We start from the raw sequence: 19,351 nt of genomic DNA on the forward strand, positions 1-19,351 counted from the left end.
AGCGGGCGGGGCGAAGCTGCTAGCGCAGCCCGGCGTTGATCTTGTCGAGCACGGCCGCGCCAGGGCAGAGCTCGCGCTCCGCCAGGCGGTTCAAGGGCGTGGCAACGGTTTTGAGGCCCGTGTGCATGTCATGCGCGCTCGGGTCGACATAGAGCAGGCCGGTCGGTATCACGCCCGAGGCCTGCAGCGCCTGCAGGTGGTTCATCGCGCCGAGCCGGTCGGTGGGGTCGTAGTCCGTCAACACTCTCTGCAAGCGCATCTGCGAGCCGTCGGGCTGCGGCACGAGGATTTCCTGCTCGTCGCCGGCCGCCTCCTGCTGCGCGGCGAGGGCTATGAAGTCGATGCGGTTCAGGGCCTCGTTGTGCTCGCGCACATGGTCGTAGCTGCGCGTGCTGCCGGCATGGTTGTTGAAGGCCACGCAGGGGCTGATCACGTCGATGAAAGCGGCACCGCCATGGCGGATCGCGCCTTCGATCAAGGGCACGAGCTGGGCCTTGTCGCCGCTGAATGACCGGGCGACATAGGTCGCGCCGAGCTGCAGCGCCAGCGCCACCAGGTCGATGGACGCGTCGTTGTTGGTTGCGCCCTTCTTGGCCACCGAGCCTCGGTCGGCCGTGGCGCTGAACTGGCCCTTGGTCAGGCCATAGACACCGTTGTTCTCGACGATGTAGACCATGCGCACGCCGCGCCGCATCGCATGCGCGAACTGGCCGAGGCCGATCGAGGCCGAATCGCCATCGCCGGAGATGCCCAGGTACAGCAGCTCGCGGTTGGCCAGGTTCGCGCCGGTGAGCACGCTGGGCATGCGGCCGTGCACCGTGTTGAAGCCGTGGCTGGCGCCGAGGAAGTAGTCCGGCGTCTTGCTGGAGCAGCCAATGCCCGAGAGCTTGGCGACGCGGTGCGGCGCGATGTCCTGCTGCCAGCAGGCCTGAACGATGGCGCTGGACACCGAATCGTGCCCGCAGCCGGCGCACAGCGTCGAGACCTTGCCTTCGTAATCGCGCCGCGTGTAGCCGACCTTGTTCTTCTGCAAGGACGGATGGTGCAGCGTGGGTTTGGCGAGATAGGTCATGCCGGATTCCTCTGCTCGCGCGGTGCCGTCGCCAAGGCGTGCACATGGCGCGTGATCGATTCGGTGATGAAGCGCGCGGTGATCGGCGTGCCATCGAAGTGCAGGACCTTGGTCAGCCTGGCTGGCGCCACTTCGAGCTCGTTCACCAGCAGGCTGCGCATCTGCGCGTCGCGGTTCTGCTCGACGACGAAGATCTGCTCATGCGCCTCGATGAATTCCTTGACGCTGGCCGGGAAGGGAAAGGCGCGCAGGCGCAGGGCATCGAGATGGATATCGGCGGCGCCGAGCGCGTGCAGGGCCTCGTCCATGGCCGGGCTGGTCGACCCGAAGTAGATGACACCCAGCCGCGTCTTGCGCGTTGCTCCGCGCAGTACCGGCTGCGGCACCAGCGTGGCGGCGGTGGCGAACTTCTTCAGCAAACGCTCGACGTTGTAGACGTAGTCCTCGCCCTTCTCCGAATAGCGGGCCTGCGGGTCGCGCGTCGTGCCGCGGGTGAAGTAAGCGCCCTTGCTCGGGTGCGTGCCGGGCAGCGTGCGCCAGGGAATGCCGTCGCCATCCACGTCCTTGTAGCGGGCGAACTCAGGTCCGGCATCGAGCTGCTCGGCCGTCATCACCTTGCCGCGGTCAAAGCGCCGCTCGTCGCTCCACTGCAAGGGCTCGCACAGGCGCTGGTTCATGCCGATGTCGAGGTCGGTCATCACGAAGACCGGCGTCTGCAGCCGGTCCGCCAGGTCCAGCGCAGCGGCCGCATGCTCGAAGCATTCCTTGGGATCCTCGGGCAGCAAGAGCACATGCTTGGTGTCGCCATGCGAGGCATAGGCGGCGGCCAGCAGGTCGGCCTGCTGGGTGCGGGTGGGCATGCCGGTGGACGGGCCGCCGCGCTGCACATCGATGATGGTGAGAGGTATCTCGGCAAAGTAGGCCAGGCCCAGGAACTCGCTCATCAGGGAGACGCCCGGCCCGCTGGTGGCGGTGAAGGCGCGCGCGCCGTTCCAGCCGGCGCCGGTGATCATGCCAATGGAGGCGATCTCGTCTTCGGCCTGGATGATGGCGTAGCGCTTTTCTCCGGTGGCCGCATCGACGCGGTACTTGCTGCAGTACTTCTCGAAGGATTCGGCGACGGACGAAGACGGCGTGATCGGGTACCAGGCGCAGACCGTGGCGCCGCCGTAGACACAGCCCAGCGCCGCGGCCGCATTGCCTTCCATGAAGATGCGATTGCCAATGCCCTTGCCGCGCCGCACCTGCAGGCCCAGCGCATCGGCCAGATGGTCTCGCGCGAACTCGCGACCGGCATGCAGCGCGCGCACGTTCGAATCGAGCAACTTTTCCTTGCCCTTGTACTGCTCGGCAAACAGCTTCTCGATCTCGCCCGGGTCCATGCCCATCAATTGCGAAAGCGCGCCCAGCACCATGATGTTCTTGAACAGCTGGCGCTGGCGCGAGTCTTCGTAGGTGGCGTTGCAGATGGCCGTGACCGGCATCGAGATCACGTGCACATCGGAGCGGAAGGCCTCGGGCGGCAGCGGCCGCGTGGAGTCGTAGAACAGATAGCCGCCGGGGCTGATTTCCTTCAGGTCCTGCGCCCAGGTCTGCGGGTTCATCGCCACCATCATGTCCACGCCGCCACGCCGACCCAGCCAGCCAGCCTCGCAGACGCGCACCTCGTACCAGGTGGGCAGGCCCTGGATATTGCTGGGGAAGATATTGCGCGGGCTGACCGACACGCCCATGCGCAGGATGGCCTTGGCGAACAGCTCGTTGGCCGAGGCCGAACCCGAGCCGTTGACGTTGGCAAATTTGACGACGAAATCGTTGACGGCTTCGATACGGCTCATGTGGCAGCCCTCCGTGTCTCATGATCCCGACAAGCCGGGCCGGCCTTCGTTGTCTGCAACAGGAACTTCTGCATGTCCCAGGCGCCCGTCGGGCAGCGCTCGGCGCACAGGCCGCAGTGCAGGCAGACGTCTTCGTCTTTCACCATCACGCGCTGCGTCTTCAGCTCGTCCGAGACGTAGAGGTCTTGCGCGATGTTCAGGGCTGGCGCGTTGAGTCGCGTGCGAAGCTCGGCTTCCTCGCCATTGGCCGTGAAGCTGATGCAGTCCATCGGGCAGATGTCCACGCAGGCGTCGCATTCGATGCACTGCTTGTCGGTGAACACCGTCTGCACGTCGCAGTTCAGGCAGCGCTGCGCTTCCTTGAAAGCGGTGGCCGCATCGAAGCCGAGTTCCACTTCCACCTTGATGCTGGCCAGCGCCTTCTCGGCCGCGGTCCAGGGCACCTTGTAGCGGGCGTCGTTGGCAATCGCGTTGTCGTAGCTCCACTCGTGGATGCCCATCTTCTGCGACATCAGGTTCACGTAGGGCGGCGGCCGCTTGCTGACCGCCTCGCCGTGCAGATACCTGTCGATAGACACTGCGGCCTCGTGCCCATGCGCGACGGCGGTGATGATGTTCTTGGGGCCGAAGGCTGCATCGCCACCGAAGAAAACCTGCGGCAGGCTGGACTGGAAGCTCTGCGCATCGAGCTGCGGCAGGCCGTGCTCGTTGAAGGCGATGCCCGCGTCACGCTCGATCCAGGGGAAGGCGTTCTCCTGGCCCACGGCGATCAGCACCTCGTCGCAGGGGATGGTGATCTCTTCGCCGGTCTGCGCCTTCTTGAAGCGCATGCCGGTGAGCTGGCCGCCCTGATGCTCGAAGGCCAGGGGCACATGGAAATCGAGGATGGGAATGCCCTCATGCTCGGCGTCTTCCTTCTCCCAGGGCGAGGCCTTCATCTGCGCATAGCCGCTGCGCACCGCCACCGTCACGCTCTTGGCGCCGAGGCGCCGCGCGGAGCGGCAGCAGTCCATCGCGGTGTTGCCGCCGCCGAGCACGATGACGCGCGGCAAGACGCTGGTGACATGGCCGAACGACACCGAGGCCAGCCAGTCGATGCCGATGCGGATGCTGGCGCCCGCTTCCTGGCGGCCGGGCAGTTGCAGGTCGCGCCCGCGCGGCGCACCACAGCCGACGAAGACCGCGTCATGGCCCTCGTCCAGCAGCGCCTTCATCGACGCGATGCGCTCGCCCGCGCGCAGCTCGACGCCGAGGTTCAGGATGTGGCCGCATTCCTCGTCGATCACCGACTCGGGCAGGCGGAAGCGCGGAATCTGCGTGCGGATGAAGCCGCCGGCCTTGGCCTCGCCATCGAAGACGGTGACCGCATAGCCCTGTGTGGCCAGGTCGCGCGCCACGGTGAGGGAGGCCGGGCCGGCGCCGATGCAGGCGACCCGCTTGCCATTGCGCGGCTGTGGCTTGGGGAACAGTGCACGCAGCTCGTCTGTCTTGTTGTCAGCGCAGACGCGCTTCAATCGACAGATGGCCACGGCCTCGGGTTTGGCTGAGTTCTTTTCCTCGACCCGGCCGCGCCGGCAGGCCGGTTCGCAGGGCCGGTCGCAGGTGCGTCCGAGGATGCCGGGGAAGACGTTGGACACCCAATTCACCATGTACGCCTCGTCATGGCGGCCCTGGGCGATCAGGCGGATGTATTCGGGGACGGGGGTGTGGGCCGGACAGGCCCACTGACAGTCGACGACCTTGTGGAAATAGGCCGGATCGGCAATATCGCTGCGCTGCACCGTGGACACCCTCCTGTGCGGATCACAGCGAAAGCACGTTGGCGGTGCAAAAGGGCACCGGTGCACCACTGTGTCGGACCAGTCTACGCCCGCCGCACCAGACTGGGCTGCGCGGGCAAACCCGGGCGCACCAACAAGGCCTTCAGCGCGTCTTCAGCCTGGCCTGCGCAGCACTTCCCGCTGCCAACTGCTGGTGAGCTTCTTGGATTCACGCGCCCACAGCACCGGCTGCAAGGCGCGTGCATTGCGGTACTGGGCGCTGTCCACCAGGCGGCGGCGCACCCTCTCGGGCAGCTTCAGGTGGTCGATGCGTATCGGCCGGGCATTGCCGCGGGCCAGGTTCAGCTGGCCCTCGTCGCTGAAGATGAACTCGCGCGCCAGCACGGCTGCATTGGGATGCGGCGCATGCTTGTTGATGAGGGGCGAATAGCCGCTAACGACCGAGCCGTCCTCGGGAATCAGGATCTCGAAGTCGCCCGCGTTGCCCAGGCGGTGGCGCAGGGACAAGGCATTGAAGTCCCACATCACATAGACATCCGCATGATCGACCTTCATGCGCGGCAGGGTCGGGTTGTCGCTGATCAGGCGGCCATGCTTGGCGAGCTCGGCAAATCCTTGCAAGGCGGGCTCCAGCCGGGTCTCGCTGCCACCCAGCGCGATCGCCGCGGCCAGCACGGCGGCATTGGCCTGCGCCGTCGGGCCGACATCGCCGATCAGCACCCGCGCCGAACTGGCCAGCAGGGCGCGCCAGCTGCGTGGCAGCTGCGGAACGCGCCGGGTGTTGACCGCAAAGGCAATCGTGCCGGTGTAGGCCAGGGCCCAATGGCCATCGGCGTCCTTGGCCCAATCGGGAATCTGCTCCCAATGCAGAGGCTTGTGGGCGCGCGTGAGCCCGGCAGCCTTGGCTTGCGCTGCGAATTCGAAGCCCACGTCACACAGGTCGATGCTCGCCGCCCGGCCTTCGCTGGCCAGGCGGGTCAGCTGCTCAGCGCTGCTGAGGTTGTGGTCCACATGGGAGAGGCCGTATTCGTGCAGCAGGTCGTGCCAGGTTTCGCGCCAGTTCGCCCAGCTGTCGGGCATGCCGGTGCTGACCAGCTGGCCTTCGGCGCGCGCGGCTCGGGCCAGCTCGGCCAGCCGCGCATTGCCGGCCAGCGCCGGCCGTGCCGCCATCAGGCCCAGCAGGGCGCTCAGATGATGGCGTCGCGACAGGTTCATGGCTCGCTTTCTTGCAGCCGGGCCAGCTTAGCATCACCCCAGTATGGGTGATACGGTGCGAGCTCCGCCAGCAGCCGCCGTTCGCACTGGGATAATGCGCGCCAATGCTGCAGACCCACCGCTCCTTCCTTCGCCCGCTCGCCGGCGGCCTGCTTGCCGCCGCCCTGCTGAGCGGCTGCGGCTTGTCGACGCCGCTGCAAGCCACGCCCAAGAGCGCTGTCTACCTGAACGAGAAGTTCCAGAGCGACGAGACCTTCTCGCGCCTGTTCGACGGCGGCGTGGCCGAGACCTGCGAGGCGGCGCGCCGCGCGCTCCTGAGCCAGGGCTACATCATCACCAATGTCCGCGAGGGTGCGATCAACGGCAGCAAGCGCTTCCAGCCCGAGGGCGAGGTGCATGTGGAGCTGAGCTTCAACATCGTCTGCGTGGCCGACGGCAAGAACGCCCAGATCGCCACCGCCTATGTCTCGGCCCAGCAGGACCGCTACGCGATCAAGAAGAGCACCAACGCGAGCAGCATCGGCATCAGCGCCATCGGCTCGATCTCGGTGCCGCTGTCGTCCTCGCAGGATTCACTGGTCAAGGTGGCCAGCGAGACGATTCCCGCCGGCGACTTCTACGACCGCTTCTTTGCCTTGATGAACCGGATGCTGCGCGAGCAGGCAAACGACAAGCGCGAGGTTGACAAATGAAAGCCCTGGTCGCGCTCCTCTTTCTCTCGCTGCTGTCAGGCTGCGAGCTGATGTACGACATGGGCCAGCAGACCGCCCTGCGCGACTGCGAGCAGATGCAGGACGCCACGGCGCGCACCGAATGCAGGCGCCGCAACAGCCAGGACTACCGCGACTACGAGCAGCAGCGCCGCCAGCTGCAGGCGCCCGCCGCCGCCTCGGGGGCGAAGCGATGAGCGGCGGCAGCCGACTGGTCTACTCCACCGAGTCCGGCCGCACCTGCCCGGACTGCCGGCAGGCCCTGGCCGACTGCCGCTGTGCGGCACTGAAGAAAGCCGCCAAGCCGGCCGGCGACGGTGTGGCCCGCGTCTGGCGCGAGAGCAAGGGCCGCGGCGGCAAGACCGTCACCCTGGTCAAGGGCATGACCCTCGCCGACGCCGACCTGCAGCTGCTGGGCAAGAAGCTGCGCGCCTCCTGCGGCACCGGTGGCACGGTCAAGGACGGGGTGATCGAGATCCAGGGCGACCATGCCGAGCGCGTGACCGAGCTGCTGGTCAAGGCCGGACATCCGGCAAAGCGAGCGGGCGGCTAGTACAGTCCGGCGACACTTTTGTCGCCCGGACTGATCAGCCCATGTTCAAGCTCTCCACGCTTCTCGCCGCCTCCCTCCTTGCCGCCAGCGCGCTCGCCGCGCCGCCCCCGCTGAGCACCGTCTCCGAGCGCAGCGGTTTCCTCAAGACCGGCCGCTATGACGAAGTGCAGGCCCTGTGCCGCGACTTCGAGAAGGCCTATCCGGGCCGCGTGCGCTGCTGGGAGTTCGGCCGCACGCCACAGGGCCGGCCGATGCTGGCCCTGGTGGCTTCGGACAGCGGCGCGCTCACCCCGGCCGAGGCGCGCAAGCGGAAGTTGCCGGTCAGCCTGATCCAGGGCGGCATCCATGCCGGCGAGATCGACGGCAAGGACGCCGGCTTCCTCGCCCTGCGCCAGGTCCTCGACGGTCAGGCCGCGCCGGGCGCACTCAAGGGTCAGGTGCTGGTCTTCGTGCCCGTGTTCAATGTCGACGGCCACGAGCGCTTCGCCGCCTGGAACCGGCCCAACCAGCGCGGCCCCGAGCAGATGGGCTGGCGCACCACGGCGCAGAACTACAACCTGAACCGCGACTATGTGAAGGCCGACGCGCCCGAAATGCAGGCCATGCTGCGCCTGATCGACCTGTGGGACCCGCTGGTGCTCGTGGACCTGCATGTGACCGACGGCGCCAAGTTCGAGCATGACGTAGCGGTGCAGGTCGAGCCGGTCCATGCCGGCGACGAGGCCTTGCGCGCGGTCGGCCGCGCCTGGCGCGACGGCGTGGCGGCCGACATCGCCAGGCAGGGCTCGTTGCCGGTGGTCTTCTACCCCTCGTTCAACGAGGACGACAACCCGGCCTCGGGCTTCACCGACGGCGTTTCCACGCCCCGCTTCTCCACCGGCTACCCGCTCTTGCGCAACCGCCTGGCCATGCTGGTGGAAACGCATTCCTGGAAGGACTATCCGCACCGCGTGCGCGTGACGCGCAACATCGTGGTTTCGGTGCTGGAGCGCGTGGGCGCGAGCGGCGCGGCCTGGCAACAGGTGGCGAAGGATGCCGACGCGCGCGCCAGCCAGCTCGGCGGTCAAACGGTGGCCCTGACCTGGAAGGCCAGCCCCAAGGCGCGCGAGATCGAATTCCGCGGCTATGCCTACACCCGCACGCCCAGCGAGATCTCCGGCGGCTTGATGACGCGCTACGACGAAACCAGGCCCGAGCTCTGGAAGCTGCCGCTGCGCGACGAGATCCTGCCCGACCTGCAGATCACGGCGCCCAAGGCCGGCTACCTCGTCCCCGCCGAGCATGCGGCCTGGATGGCCGACAAGCTCAAGCTGCACGGCATCAGCTATCGCGTCCTGAAGGCGCCGCTGGTCAAGGCGGCAGTGGAGACCTTCCGCGCCAGCTCGGCCAAGCGCGGCATGCAGTCGGTGGAAAGCCACCAGCGCCTGGACCTGCAAGGCCAGTGGTCGGCCGAGGCCCGCGACGTGCCGGCCGGTTCGCTGTTCGTGCCCATGGCCCAGCCCGGCGCACGCCTGGTGATGTCGGTGCTGGAGCCGCTGGCGCCGGACTCCTACGTCGCCTGGGGTTTCTTCAACAACCACTTCGAACGCAAGGAGTACATGGAGGGCTATGTGGCCGAGGAGGTCGCCCGCGAACAGCTGGCCGCCGACCCGGCCCTGCGCGCCGCCTTCGACAAGCGCATCGCCGAAGACGCGGCGTTCGCCAAGAGCCCGGCCCAGCGCCTGGATTTCTTTGCCCGCCGCCACAGCAGCTGGGACGAGCGCTTCAATCTCTACCCTGTACTGCGGACCGACGTGGCGCCCTGAGCCTGCTAGTGCTGTGAGAGCTTGCGCGCGCGCTCAAGCAAGAGCTCGCGTTCGCGCTCATTGCGGGTGAGGGCCGCTGCACGCTCGATCTCGACCGTCGCCTCGCTGAGGCGGCCGAGCTTGACCAGCAGGTCGCCGCGCACGCTGAACAGCCAGGGATAGTTGGCGAGCGCGCCCTCGTCCACCAACTCATCAACCAGGGCCAACGCCGCTGCCGGCCCCTCGGCCATGCCGACGGCGACGGCACGATTGAGCTCCACCACCGGCGAGGGTTGCAATTGGCACAGTGCGTCGTAGAGCGCGACGATCTCGGTCCAGTCGGTCTGCTCGGCCCGCAGCGCCCGCGCATGGCAGGCCGCGATGCCCGCTTGCAAGGCGTAGGGCCCCAGCTCCTTGCCCAGCTCGGCAATGCGCAAGAGCGATGCCAGGCCGCGGCGAACGAGGAGCAGGTCCCAGCGGCTGCGGTCCTGGTCCATCAGGAGCACCGGCCGGCCGTGGCGGTCGGTTCGCGCATGGGCGCGCGAAGCCTGGATCTCCAGCAAGGCGTTCAGGCCCAGCACCTCGACCTCCTCCGGCATCAGTCCCATCAGCACGCGTGACAAACGCAAGGCTTCGTCGCACAGCGCCGGGCGCAGCCAGTCTTCGCCTGCGGTGGCCGTGTAGCCTTCGTTGAAGATCAGGTAGATCACTTCCAGCACCGAGGCCAGGCGCTCATGACGCGCTGAGGGCGCCGGCAGCTCGAAGGGCACGCGGGCCGCGCTCAAGCTTTTCTTGGCGCGCACGATGCGCTGGGCAATCGTGGGCTCGGCCACCAGATAGGCGCGGGCGATTTCCGCGGTGGAAAGCCCGCCGAGCAGGCGCAGCGTCAAGGCCACGCGCGCCTCGGTGGACAGCACAGGATGGCAGGCGGTGAAGATCAGGCGCAGAAGGTCGTCGCCGATGTCATCGGCTCTTGCGGCATCCAGCCCATCGACAAAGTCCGGCACGATCATCGCCTCCTGTGCCTCCAGGTCTGCGCCCAGCTCCTCATGCTTGCGCGCATGCAGGGCCGCAGCGCGCACATGGTCCAACGCACGGTTCTTGGCCGCCGTCATCAGCCAGGCGGCCGGCTTGTCCGGCAGGCCTTCGTTCGGCCAGCGCTGCAGGGCGACCAGGAGCGTGTCCTGCGCCAGCTCTTCAGCAACGCCCACGTCGCGCGTGATGCGAGCGATATGAGCGACGATCTTGGCCGACTCCAGGCGCCAGACCGCCGCTATGGCCCGCTGTGTCGCCGCCAGCCGGGCGACCTGCGCCGGATCAGGCATCGCGTTCCGGGTTCGCGGCCGCGCTGGTGTTCATGTACGCCAGCTCCCAGATGTGGCCATCCAGGTCTTCGAAGCCGTGGGCGTACATGAAGCCATGGTCCTGCGGTGCTCGCGGCGCGGTGCCGCCGGCCGCCACGGCCTTGGCCACCAGGCTGTCGACCTCCTCGCGGCTCGAGCAGTTCAGGCAGATCAGCACCTCGGTGCTGGCCTTGGCGTCCGCAATCGGCTTGGCCGTGAAGCTGCTGAAGAAAGGCTCGGTCAGGAGCATGGCGTAGAGGTTCTTGCCCAGCACCAGGCAGGCGCCATGCTCGTTTGTGAAATGGGGGTTGAACTCATAGCCCAGCTCGCGCCAGAAGGCCTGCGAGCGCGCCATGTCCTTGATGGCGATGTTGACGTAGATCTGGGTGTGCATGACGGCTCCCGTGTTCAGCTGCGCGTTTCGGCGATCTTCTTGAGACTGGCCAGGACGATCTTCAGCAAGTCAGTGCCCTCCCAGGCCGGCGGCCACGGCGGGTTCAAAATCTTCCGGTTCGTAGAGTTGCCGCACCTCGATCACGCTGTCCTCGCTGATGCCCTTGAACGGGTCTGGAAAACGGCGCGCCCACTCCATCGCCTCTTCGCGAGAACGGACCTGGATCACGGTGTAGCCGGCAATCAGCTCCTTGGCTTCGGCAAAGGGCCCGTCGACCACGCGGCGCTGCCCGCCTTCGTAGCGGATACGCCAGCCCTCTGCGCTGGGCTTGAGGCCTGCGCCATCCAGCAGGACACCAGCCTTGGCAAGCTCTTCGTGGTAGGCCAGCATGTCGGCCAACAGCTCGTTGTCGGGGGCCGGCATGACGCCGGCCTCGCTGGCCGCATTGGCCCGCACGATGATCATGAAACGCATCTGTCTCTCCTGTCAGCACGCCGGCGTGAGGGCGCTCAGGGATACGACGGACCAGCCCGCCCAATTTCGACAAGAGGGCCGAATTTCTTCTTCAATCGTCGAAGCAGGGCCCGACCTGGCGAACCTCGATCGTCGCCCATTCGGCCGCCGGGCATTGCTCGGCATAGGCCAGCGCCTCCTCGCGGCTGACGCCGTCCAGCAGGAAGAAGCCGCCGACCATTTCCTTGGCTTCGGCGAAGGGGCCGTCGATCACCTGCGAGCGGCCGTCGCGCACCTTCAGCCGCGTGGCCCGCCGGGTCGAGGCCAGCGAATTGGCCGCCACCAGCACGCCGCGCTGCTGAAGCATCTCGCCGAATCGCAGCATCCGGTCATAGACCTGCTGGCCGGCCTCCAGGCCGCGTTCCTGACGCTGGCCGACCGGTTCCACGATCAAGAGCATGTAAGACATCGTTGCCATCTCCTCCTGGGGAGGCCGATTGTGGCGCCACCCCGGAGGCCATGGCAAAGATTGCCCGGTTCGCTCAGCGCAGGGCCAGCGACTCGCGCTTCCAGGCCGGGTCCTGCCAGCGCTGGAAGGCGCCCAGCAGTTGCGGCTCGCCGGCCTGGCGTTCGGTGGCCAGGGTTTGCAGGTTCAGCAGCTCGAACGTGCGGCGGGCGTAGCGCCCTTCGGCGCGCGCCTCGCGGCTGACCAGCACCTGCTTGCCGCCGGGCACCCAGCCAGCGAATTCCACATAGCCCAGGCCCGGATGGGCGGCGGTGGGTGGCAGCACCTGCAGGCGCCAACCCTCGGAACTCTTGTGCAGGATCCACAGCTCGCGCCAGCCCTCCAGCGGCTGGGCGGCGATGGCGATGGCATTGCCCTCGCGGTTGAGACTTGCCGAAGCCAGCCAGACCTGGCCGAAGCTGCAGCGGCGCAGCAAGGGCTTGGCCGGGTTGCCGTCCGTGAGGCTCAGGCATTGCTCGCCTTCCGGCGTGGCGGAGAGACTCATCTGCAGCTTGCCGAACTCACGCGAAGAGAGGCGCGGCGATCCGGCCCAGCGCATCGCATTCACCCGCATGGCGGTGTCGTTCCAGCTCGCTTGATCGTCTTCGGCCAGCTCAGTCGGCTGCAGGCTGGCGAAGTCAGCCAGCGAGGCTTGCGCCGCCGCTGTTGACGCCGCCGCCTCGCGGCGCGCGAAAGCCAGGCTGGCCTGCACGGCGGCGCGGCGCATCAGGACGCGGTTCTTCCAGTGCGGGGCCAGGTCTTGCACATCCACATGGCTCAAGACCTCGGCGCGCCAGGCGTCGAGCTTTTCCTTGTCCGAGGGCAGGGCGGCCGGATCCGAGCAATCGGGGCGGGTCAACGCCAACGCTGCGCGGGCCTGAGCCTCGGCGGCCGCCGGCATCGAGAGCACGCGGCGAAAGGCATCGCCGTCGTAACAGAGCAGCACCCGGCCATCGGGCTGGTTGAAGCTCACATAGCGCAGGCCGTAGCGCGCGGCCACGTCGAGCTGGGCGGCGGTCAGCGTTTCGTTGTTCTTGTTGCCGAGGTTGGCCCGGTCCGCGATGCGCTCCGCCAGCGTGCCCAGCGCATCGAGCGCTTCAGTGCCGCCTGCACCATTCAGCTGCTCGCGAGAAGCGCTCTGCACATAGGCGGCGGCCAGGCCCAGGCCCAAGGCTTCCGCGCCCTGCTGCAGGCGCACCAGGCGCAAGCTGGCCAGCAGCTCATTGGGATCGTTCGGCAGGCGGTAGATCTGGCTCTTGCGCAGCCAGCCACCGCGCTCTCGGCGGTAGTCCCAGACCTGGTAGTGGTCGAGCCGCTCGGCGCGGATCTCGAGCGCCTCGCCACGCCAGAGACTGGCTTGCAAGGGTGCCGAGTCACGCGCGGCGCCGCGCAGCGGGGCCTGGTCGTGCAGGACCAGGCCGGCGCCCAGCGGCTTGCCGGCTTCCGCAGCGGCGGCGACGTTGAGACAGGCGGCCGCCAGCGACAGGCCCATCACCAGCAGGACCGGCAGGCTGCACACGCGACGCTTGTTCTTGCTCATGACTGCTTACTCCTTGCCTTCTTCCGATTGCGCCGCCGGCTTGCCGGCACCCAGCAATGCGTTGCCGATGAAGCCCCCGGCAGCCGGAGGCGCGGCGATGATCACTTGCACCTTGTCCGAAAGCTTGTCAGCCATGGTCTTCTGCACCAGCAGAGGATGCTTTGACAGCAGCGCGCCCTCGGTGGCCATCTGCTGCGCATTGACCTTGCCCAGCTGGGCGATGCGGTAGGCCTCGGCATCGGCGAGCTTCTGGCGTGCCTGCGCTTCGCCCTCGGCCTCGATGCGGCGGGCTTGCGCTTCACCTTCGGCCACCTTGATGCGCGAGGCGCTTTGCGCCTTGGCTTCCAGCTCGCGCTGCTCGATCTGGCGCTGCTTGAAGGGGATGACATGCTTCATCGCCTCTTCCTGCGCCTTGGCGGCCAGCACCTGCTCGCGGCCGGCTGCTTCGGCGGCGATTTCGCGGCGTACCTTGTCGGCAGCGGCTTCCAGCTCGCTTTGCTTGACCTGCTTGTCCTTCAACTCCAGCGTGTAGCGCATCTTCTCGGCCGACAGGCCCTCGGCCAGCAGCGCGTCCATGCCGCGGCGGTAGTCGGCCGGCAGGTCGACCTTGCCGATCTGCACGCTGCGCAAGAGGATGCCGTCAGACGCCAGCTTCACGCGCAGCTCGGCTTCCATCTGCTGCTGCAGCTCGGCGCGCTGACTGGAGAAGATCTCGCGCACGGTGCGCTTGGCCACCAGTCGGTAGGCCACACCTTGCAAGGCCGGCTCGACCAGGTCGCGCTCGATGTTGTCGGGCAGGCTGCGGGCCAGTTGCGCCAGGCGGTTCGGGTCGATGCCATAGCGCACGGTCAGGTCCAGGCCCAGAGACAGGCCTTCGACCGATTGCAAGGGCGCCGAGCCATCAGCGCGGCTCATGTTGGTGGCGCGGTAGCTGAGGTCGTGCAGCGGCAGGCCGCGCACCTCATGCACGCCGGGCAAGGCCAGGATGCGGCCGTCGGTCCAGACCGTGGCCGCGCCGGTGAAGAGATTGCTGCGCACGGCCGCTTCGCCGCGCTGCACGGTGTAGAGCGGCGGATGGCTGACGAACAGGTAGCCCGCCGTACCGATGGCGCCGGCCACCAGCAGGGTGCCCAGCACGCGGCCATTCACGGCCGCCACGCCCGACATTGCTGGCATGGCGTTGCGGATCGCCTGGGGCAGGGCCTTGAGTCTTTGCATCAGTTCCATCGCGCTTCTCCTTGGTGTTGGCGATGGCTGCATGATTCGGCGCCCGGGCAGGAAGCAACAAGGCGGCGCGCGGGTGACTCTCTTCCGGGGCTCGGAAGAAAGCTTCACAGGCCCGGCCTTCAGCGGCTCCCATAATCCACCGCATGACCTTGAGCCCCCACGATCGCGGCCTTGCCGCTTCTCTGCCCCCCGAGGGGGCGCATGCCGCTCTTGGGGCAGCCCGGCGAGCGTCATGAGCAACAAAGTCGCCGTCATCGAAGACGACCGCCCCACCAGCGACCAGCTGGTCGGCTGGATACGCGCCGCCCGGCCGGAGCTGCAGGTCGACCAGTGGTTCACCCGGGACGAAGCCGAGGCAGCGCTTGCGACCGGCGGCTACGACATGGTGCTGCTGGACATCGAGCTCGGCCGCGAGCGGCATGCCGGCGTGGCCTTGATCAACGCGATCAACAAGCTGCAGCAGGGCACGCCAGTGCTGGTGGTGTCCGCCATGCCGGCCGCGATCTACCGCGGCATCATGAAGGCGCTCGACGCCTGGGACTATCTGCAGAAGACGGCCTTCGATGAAGCCGAGTTCATCGAGACCTTTCTGGACATGCTGCGCGCCGCCAAGGCCCGCCGCCCGGCCGCTTCCTCGGCGCCCGTGGAGGCCGAGCTGACGCTGGACCCGCTGTGGCAACGCTCGGCCATGTGGCGCGGCCAGCGCATCAACCTGCCGCTCACGGCCCAGCGCATCCTCGCCACCCTGCACCAGCGGCGCGGCGAAGTGGTCAGCTACGGCGAGCTGTTCGAGGTGGTGAAGAGCGGCCGCAACAAGGACAACGTGCGCAAGCATGTGAGCACGATCCGCGACGCGTTTCGCGATGTCGACCCGGCGTTTGACGGCATCGAGAACGTGCCGATGCGCGGCTTCCGCTGGACCGGCCGATGAGACTGCCGGCGCTCGACGAGGTGCCGCGCCTGGGCCTGGCGGCCTTTCGCAGCCGCATCGTTTTCCACGGCGTGTTTCTGCTGCTGGCTGCCGCCACGCTGGCGCTGGCGGTCTCGCTCTTGCTGGAAGAAAAACAGCGCAGCTATCAGCGCTACGAGCAGGGCTTCAAGCGCTCGCTCGGCGAGATCACGGCGCAACTGCGCCACCCGACCGGCCAGCTGGCGCTCCTGAACCCGGGCTTCCAGGGCAGGCGGCCGATCACGCCGCTGCTGCTGCCCTTCTCGGCCATCGATTTCGATGACCCGACCAAGGCGCAGCGCGCGGTCGAGATGTCGGGCTGCACCTTGCAGTTCAGCGATGGCGCCAGCCTGTGCGTGGCCGTGGGCAGCAAGGCGGCGGCCGGTGCCTTCATCTATCTCGTGGGCAGCCTGGACGCCGGTCCGCTGGTCGGGCGTGAGCACGGCGCCTCGGCACTGGCCGGCCTGCATCGCGCACGCATCACGGTGAAGTTGCCCGGTGGCAGCGAGCAGTGGATCGCGCCCTTCGAAGCGATGGCAAGCGGCGGCGAAGGCCAGCTCGGGCGGCTCACCGGCTTCCTCGGTGGCACGGATGAGCTGCCGGTCCGCGCAAGGCCGACGCGCGACTTTCGCGGCTGGCTGTGGCGCGAAGGGCCTTGCCTGAGGAACACGAACGGCGCCGATTGCCCGCGCCGCACGCTGTACTCGATCCGTCTGCCGGTCGAGGCCTTTCGCAACGCGCTGTTCCGGCAGCCCGCGCCGACCTGGCCGCCGGCCGAGCTGGACCGCATCGAAGTGCGGATGGAGATGCTGGCGCCGAACGGCGCCGCGCCCTTGTTCGACAGTGGCGCCGGCACGCTCCTGCCGCCGGTCTCGCTGAACAGCGTGGGCCAATCGCTGCAGCCGGGCGAGACCTTGACCATCACCCGCGATGGCCGGCCGGTGACGACGCTGCGCGGCTCGGCCGACCCGGCCGAGATTCCTTCGCCCTGGTTGACCCGGCTGATCCGCCGGCTGCCGGTGCAGGTGCAGGCGCCGGCGCTGCTAGCCGAAGACAGCGTGGTGACACCGCTGGGCCGCTACGAGCTCGCCTTGCGGGGCGATTGGCGCAGCCTGGACCGCTCCCTGAGCGCCAGCGCGGCGCGCGCCTCGTGGCTGGTGGGTGCGATGCTGGCGGCCATCGCCCTGGCCTGGTTGATCATCGAGCTCGGGCTGATGCGCCGGGTGGCACGGCTCACCAGGCGGGCGGCAGCGGTGTCGTACGAAGTGCAGCATCCGCAGGTCGAGCAGCGCCTGGGCCGGCTCGATGTTTCGGACCTGCGCGGCAGCGATGAAGTGGGCATCCTGGCCGGCTCCTTGTCAGACCTGCTGGAGCGCACGCGCGACGGCATCCGTCGCGAGCATCTGCGCGCCGAGCATGAGCGCGACATGTGGCATGCGGTGGGGCACGAGATCATGTCGCCCCTGCAATCGCTGATGGCACTGCATGGCTCACCAGACGATGCCAGCCACCGCTATCTGCAACGCATGCAGCAGGCGGTGCGGGTGCTCTACGGCGCCGCATCGCCGAGCGAGGCGATTGCCTCGGCCCAGCTCGCCCCGGGCCGCCTGGACATCGACCAGTTCCTGCAGGAAGTGGCCGCCAATGCGGCCTTCGCCGACATTGCCGATGTGCGTTACGAGGCGCACGGCACGCCGCTGTGGGCGCGGGCCGATGCCTATTCGCTGGAAGACGTGATCACGCACCTGCTGCGCAATGCCGACCGCTACCGGCCTGTCGGTACACCGATCAGTATCACGGCCGGGGAAGGCGAGGGCCAGGTCTTGCTGACGGTCCACAACCAGGGGCCGGCCATCGACGAGCACCTGCTGGACAAGATCTTCGAGTACGGCGTCTCCGACCAGCCCGAAGCTCAGGGTGGCGAGCGTCGTGGCCAGGGGCTGTTCGTGGCCAGGAGCTATCTGGCCAAGATGGACGGCAGCGTCAACGCGCGCAATGTGGCGGACGGCGTGATCTTCGAGCTCAGGCTGCGGCGCAGCAGTTAGCATCAAGCCAGCGCTGGAGGACAAGCGATGGCAATCAAGCAATTGGCCGGGCTCGACGCGAGCTTTCTGTTCCTGGAGACGGCCGAGATGCCCATGCATGTGGGTGCGCTGCACGTCCTCGAACTGCCGGCAGGCTTCAAGGGCAGCTTCCTGGAAGCACTGCGCAAGCACATGCGCACGCGCATGCCGCATCTGCCCGCGCTCAGGCGCCGCCTCGCGGCCGTGGGCCTGAATGTGGTGAACCCGGCCTGGGTCGATGCCGAGCCTGATCTTGAACAGCACATCGTGCCCGTGGCACTGCCCGCCGGCAGCGGCATGGTGGCGCTTGAAGAAGCGGTGGCCCGCCTGCATCCGCAACTGCTGCCGCGCGAGCGCCCGCTGTGGAAATTCCACGTCTTCGAAGGTCTGGCGCCGTCGCCCGACGACGGCGCCACCCGCGTGGCGCTCTACACGCAGCTGCACCACGCAGCGGTGGACGGCCAGGCGGCGGTAGCGCTGGCCGCGGTGATCCTGGACCTCACGCCGGTGCCGCGCGACATGCCGGCCAGGCCACCGCGCAAACGCCATGAGCCGGGCACGCTCAGCCTCTTGCGTGGCGCCCTGCTGCACCAGGCCAAGCAGTACATGAACGCCGCGCGGGCACTGCCTGGCGCAATCGGCACACTCGGTGCTTCAGCGGGCGACGCGGCAGGCGCGCTGCTGGGCCTCTTGCGCGGCAAGAGCGCCTCGGCCAGCCCCTTGAAGCTGGCGCCACGCACGCGCCTGAACCGCAGCATCACGGCCGGGCGCAGCTTTGCCACGGTGAGCCTGCCGCTGGCCGAGCTGCATCGGCTTCGCAAGGTCCATGGCGCGAGCTTGAACGACGCGGTGCTCTTCCTCTGCGGCACAGCGCTGCGCCGGCTCTTCCTGGATTGGCATGAGCTGCCGAAGAAGCCGCTGGTCGCGGCCGTGCCGGTCTCCACGCGCGCCGCCGGCGACACGGCGTCGAACAACCAGGCCACCATGAGCACGGTCACCCTGGGCACGCACATCGCCGACCCGCAAAAGCGCCTGGCCCATGTGCTGGCTGCGTCCGCCGCGATGAAGAGCTCGCTCGGCACCTTGAAGGACCTGATGCCGCTGGACTTCCCGTCGCTGGGCCTGCCCTGGCTGATGGAGGGCGCGGCGCGGCTCTATGGCGCAGCCAGCATGGCCGAGAAGCTGCCGGCGCTGGCCAACGTGGCGATCTCCAATGTGCCTGGCCCGCAGGTGGTGCTGTATCTCGCCGGTGCCCGCATGATCACGAACTACCCGACCTCGATCGCGGTGCACGGCATGACGCTCAACATCACGGTGCAGACCTATGGCGACTCGCTCGAGTTCGGCCTGATGGCCTGCAGCGATTCGCTGCCCGAGACGGCCACGCTGGCCGCCTATCTGCGCGAGGCGCTGGAGGAGTGGCGGGGCATGGCGGCCTGATCGGCCCACCGCATCACTTGGCCCAGTTGATGCTGCCGCCCCAGGGCAGGGGCAGGAACTTGTAGGGGTTCATTTCGACCAGGGTGCGGGCCAGGCGGTCGCGCCGGTCGTACTGCAGCTGAACCATGGTCTTGTCATCGCGGTAGATGCGGCAGACCCGGTTGCGCACCGGCACCTCGGCATAGACCAAGGTGCCACTGCTGCATTGCATCAGGAAGCGCGGCTTGGATCTGGCGCAGTCGTCCGGCGTCAGGAGCCGGGCGGGCAGATCGCGCCGCTGCAAGGCCGCCAGCGCCGCGTCCGGCGTCGAAAACTCCAGCTTGTTGGCCGTCACCAGCTGGTCCACCGCTTCGTATTCCTCCGTGCACGCCCCGCGCGTGAACAGGGGCGGCAGCAATGCAATCCAGACAAGGGCGACGAAAGCGAGGAGTTTTTTCATCAGTCTGCGGTCAGGCTCGAGCTTGACGGTCAAAGGAAGTTCGAT

18 protein-coding genes are annotated in these 19,351 nt (G+C 67.9%); 7 read left to right on the forward strand and 11 right to left on the reverse strand.

Annotated elements, in window-relative coordinates:
• Positions 1-19 precede the first annotated feature (19 nt).
• The 4 genes from V3596_RS21045 to V3596_RS21060 all read right to left on the reverse strand — a co-directional run bounded on the left by V3596_RS21045 (position 20) and on the right by V3596_RS21060 (position 5,906).
• A complete protein-coding gene (locus V3596_RS21045) occupies positions 20-1,072 on the reverse strand; it encodes a 2-oxoacid:ferredoxin oxidoreductase subunit beta (protein ID WP_334279800.1) in 1,053 nt (350 codons plus the stop codon).
• Positions 1,069-2,910, reverse strand: a complete 1,842-nt coding sequence (locus tag V3596_RS21050; RefSeq protein ID WP_334279801.1) for a 2-oxoacid:acceptor oxidoreductase subunit alpha — start codon at positions 2,908-2,910, stop codon at positions 1,069-1,071. The genes V3596_RS21045 and V3596_RS21050 overlap by 4 nt, the downstream gene beginning before the upstream one ends.
• Positions 2,907-4,691, reverse strand: a complete 1,785-nt coding sequence (locus tag V3596_RS21055) for an FAD-dependent oxidoreductase (protein WP_334279802.1) — start codon at positions 4,689-4,691, stop codon at positions 2,907-2,909. The genes V3596_RS21050 and V3596_RS21055 overlap by 4 nt, the downstream gene beginning before the upstream one ends.
• A 153-nt stretch (positions 4,692-4,844) precedes the next feature.
• Positions 4,845-5,906 carry an extracellular solute-binding protein gene (locus tag V3596_RS21060; RefSeq protein ID WP_334279803.1) on the reverse strand — a complete coding sequence of 354 codons (1,062 nt, stop codon included), beginning with the start codon at positions 5,904-5,906 and terminating at the stop codon, positions 4,845-4,847.
• 104 nt (positions 5,907-6,010) lie between these two features.
• Here V3596_RS21060 and V3596_RS21065 point away from each other — a divergent pair, with 104 nt between their 5' ends.
• The 4 genes from V3596_RS21065 to V3596_RS21080 are packed head-to-tail and all read left to right on the forward strand — an operon-like array spanning position 6,011 to position 8,974.
• Entirely contained in the window at positions 6,011-6,598 is a 588-nt protein-coding gene (locus V3596_RS21065) for a DUF2242 domain-containing protein (protein WP_334279804.1), read from the forward strand.
• Positions 6,595-6,813 carry a hypothetical protein gene (locus V3596_RS21070; protein ID WP_334279805.1) on the forward strand — a complete coding sequence of 73 codons (219 nt, stop codon included), beginning with the start codon at positions 6,595-6,597 and terminating at the stop codon, positions 6,811-6,813. Before V3596_RS21065 ends, V3596_RS21070 begins: the two co-directional genes overlap by 4 nt.
• Positions 6,810-7,169, forward strand: coding sequence for a translation initiation factor Sui1 (locus V3596_RS21075; RefSeq protein WP_334279806.1), 360 nt, complete (start codon positions 6,810-6,812; stop codon positions 7,167-7,169). The genes V3596_RS21070 and V3596_RS21075 overlap by 4 nt, the downstream gene beginning before the upstream one ends.
• A 41-nt stretch (positions 7,170-7,210) precedes the next feature.
• Positions 7,211-8,974: a M14 family metallopeptidase gene (locus V3596_RS21080; protein ID WP_334279807.1), complete on the forward strand. Its 1,764-nt coding sequence runs from the start codon at positions 7,211-7,213 to the stop codon at positions 8,972-8,974.
• Between the two features lie 5 nt (positions 8,975-8,979).
• On the opposite strand, the gene V3596_RS21085 is transcribed toward V3596_RS21080, so the two are convergent.
• The 6 genes from V3596_RS21085 to V3596_RS21110 all read right to left on the reverse strand — a co-directional run bounded on the left by V3596_RS21085 (position 8,980) and on the right by V3596_RS21110 (position 14,415).
• The gene (locus V3596_RS21085) at positions 8,980-10,278 is read right to left on the reverse strand and encodes an RNA polymerase sigma factor (protein WP_334279808.1); all 1,299 of its coding nucleotides are present in this window, start codon (positions 10,276-10,278) and stop codon (positions 8,980-8,982) included.
• Complete coding sequence (locus V3596_RS21090; RefSeq protein WP_334279809.1) at positions 10,271-10,690, reverse strand: VOC family protein; 420 nt, start codon at positions 10,688-10,690, stop codon at positions 10,271-10,273. Before V3596_RS21090 ends, V3596_RS21085 begins: the two co-directional genes overlap by 8 nt.
• Positions 10,691-10,759: 69 nt before the next feature.
• Positions 10,760-11,164 carry a YciI family protein gene (locus V3596_RS21095; RefSeq protein WP_334279810.1) on the reverse strand — a complete coding sequence of 135 codons (405 nt, stop codon included), beginning with the start codon at positions 11,162-11,164 and terminating at the stop codon, positions 10,760-10,762.
• Positions 11,165-11,255: 91 nt separating this feature from the next.
• Positions 11,256-11,612: a YciI family protein gene (locus tag V3596_RS21100; RefSeq protein WP_334279840.1), complete on the reverse strand. Its 357-nt coding sequence runs from the start codon at positions 11,610-11,612 to the stop codon at positions 11,256-11,258.
• A gap of 73 nt (positions 11,613-11,685) precedes the next feature.
• Positions 11,686-13,188, reverse strand: coding sequence for a hypothetical protein (locus V3596_RS21105; RefSeq protein WP_334279811.1), 1,503 nt, complete (start codon positions 13,186-13,188; stop codon positions 11,686-11,688).
• A 6-nt stretch (positions 13,189-13,194) separates the two neighbouring features.
• Positions 13,195-14,415, reverse strand: a complete 1,221-nt coding sequence (locus V3596_RS21110; protein WP_334279812.1) for an SPFH domain-containing protein — start codon at positions 14,413-14,415, stop codon at positions 13,195-13,197.
• 232 nt (positions 14,416-14,647) lie between these two features.
• On the opposite strand from V3596_RS21110, the gene V3596_RS21115 reads away from it, so the two are divergent.
• The 3 genes from V3596_RS21115 to V3596_RS21125 are packed head-to-tail and all read left to right on the forward strand — an operon-like array spanning position 14,648 to position 18,867.
• Positions 14,648-15,346 carry a response regulator transcription factor gene (locus V3596_RS21115; RefSeq protein ID WP_334279813.1) on the forward strand — a complete coding sequence of 233 codons (699 nt, stop codon included), beginning with the start codon at positions 14,648-14,650 and terminating at the stop codon, positions 15,344-15,346.
• Positions 15,343-17,409, forward strand: coding sequence for a HAMP domain-containing sensor histidine kinase (locus V3596_RS21120; protein WP_334279814.1), 2,067 nt, complete (start codon positions 15,343-15,345; stop codon positions 17,407-17,409). Before V3596_RS21115 ends, V3596_RS21120 begins: the two co-directional genes overlap by 4 nt.
• A gap of 27 nt (positions 17,410-17,436) precedes the next feature.
• Positions 17,437-18,867: a wax ester/triacylglycerol synthase family O-acyltransferase gene (locus V3596_RS21125; protein WP_334279815.1), complete on the forward strand. Its 1,431-nt coding sequence runs from the start codon at positions 17,437-17,439 to the stop codon at positions 18,865-18,867.
• A 13-nt stretch (positions 18,868-18,880) separates the two neighbouring features.
• Here V3596_RS21125 and V3596_RS21130 read toward each other — a convergent pair whose 3' ends face one another.
• On the reverse strand, positions 18,881-19,306 hold the full coding sequence (locus V3596_RS21130) for a hypothetical protein (protein WP_334279816.1): 426 nt from the start codon (positions 19,304-19,306) through the stop codon (positions 18,881-18,883).
• Positions 19,307-19,351: the final 45 nt, after the last annotated feature.

The sequence above is a fragment of the Roseateles microcysteis genome (assembly GCF_036880965.1).
Classification (GTDB): Bacteria; Pseudomonadota; Gammaproteobacteria; order Burkholderiales; family Burkholderiaceae_C; genus JAUASW01.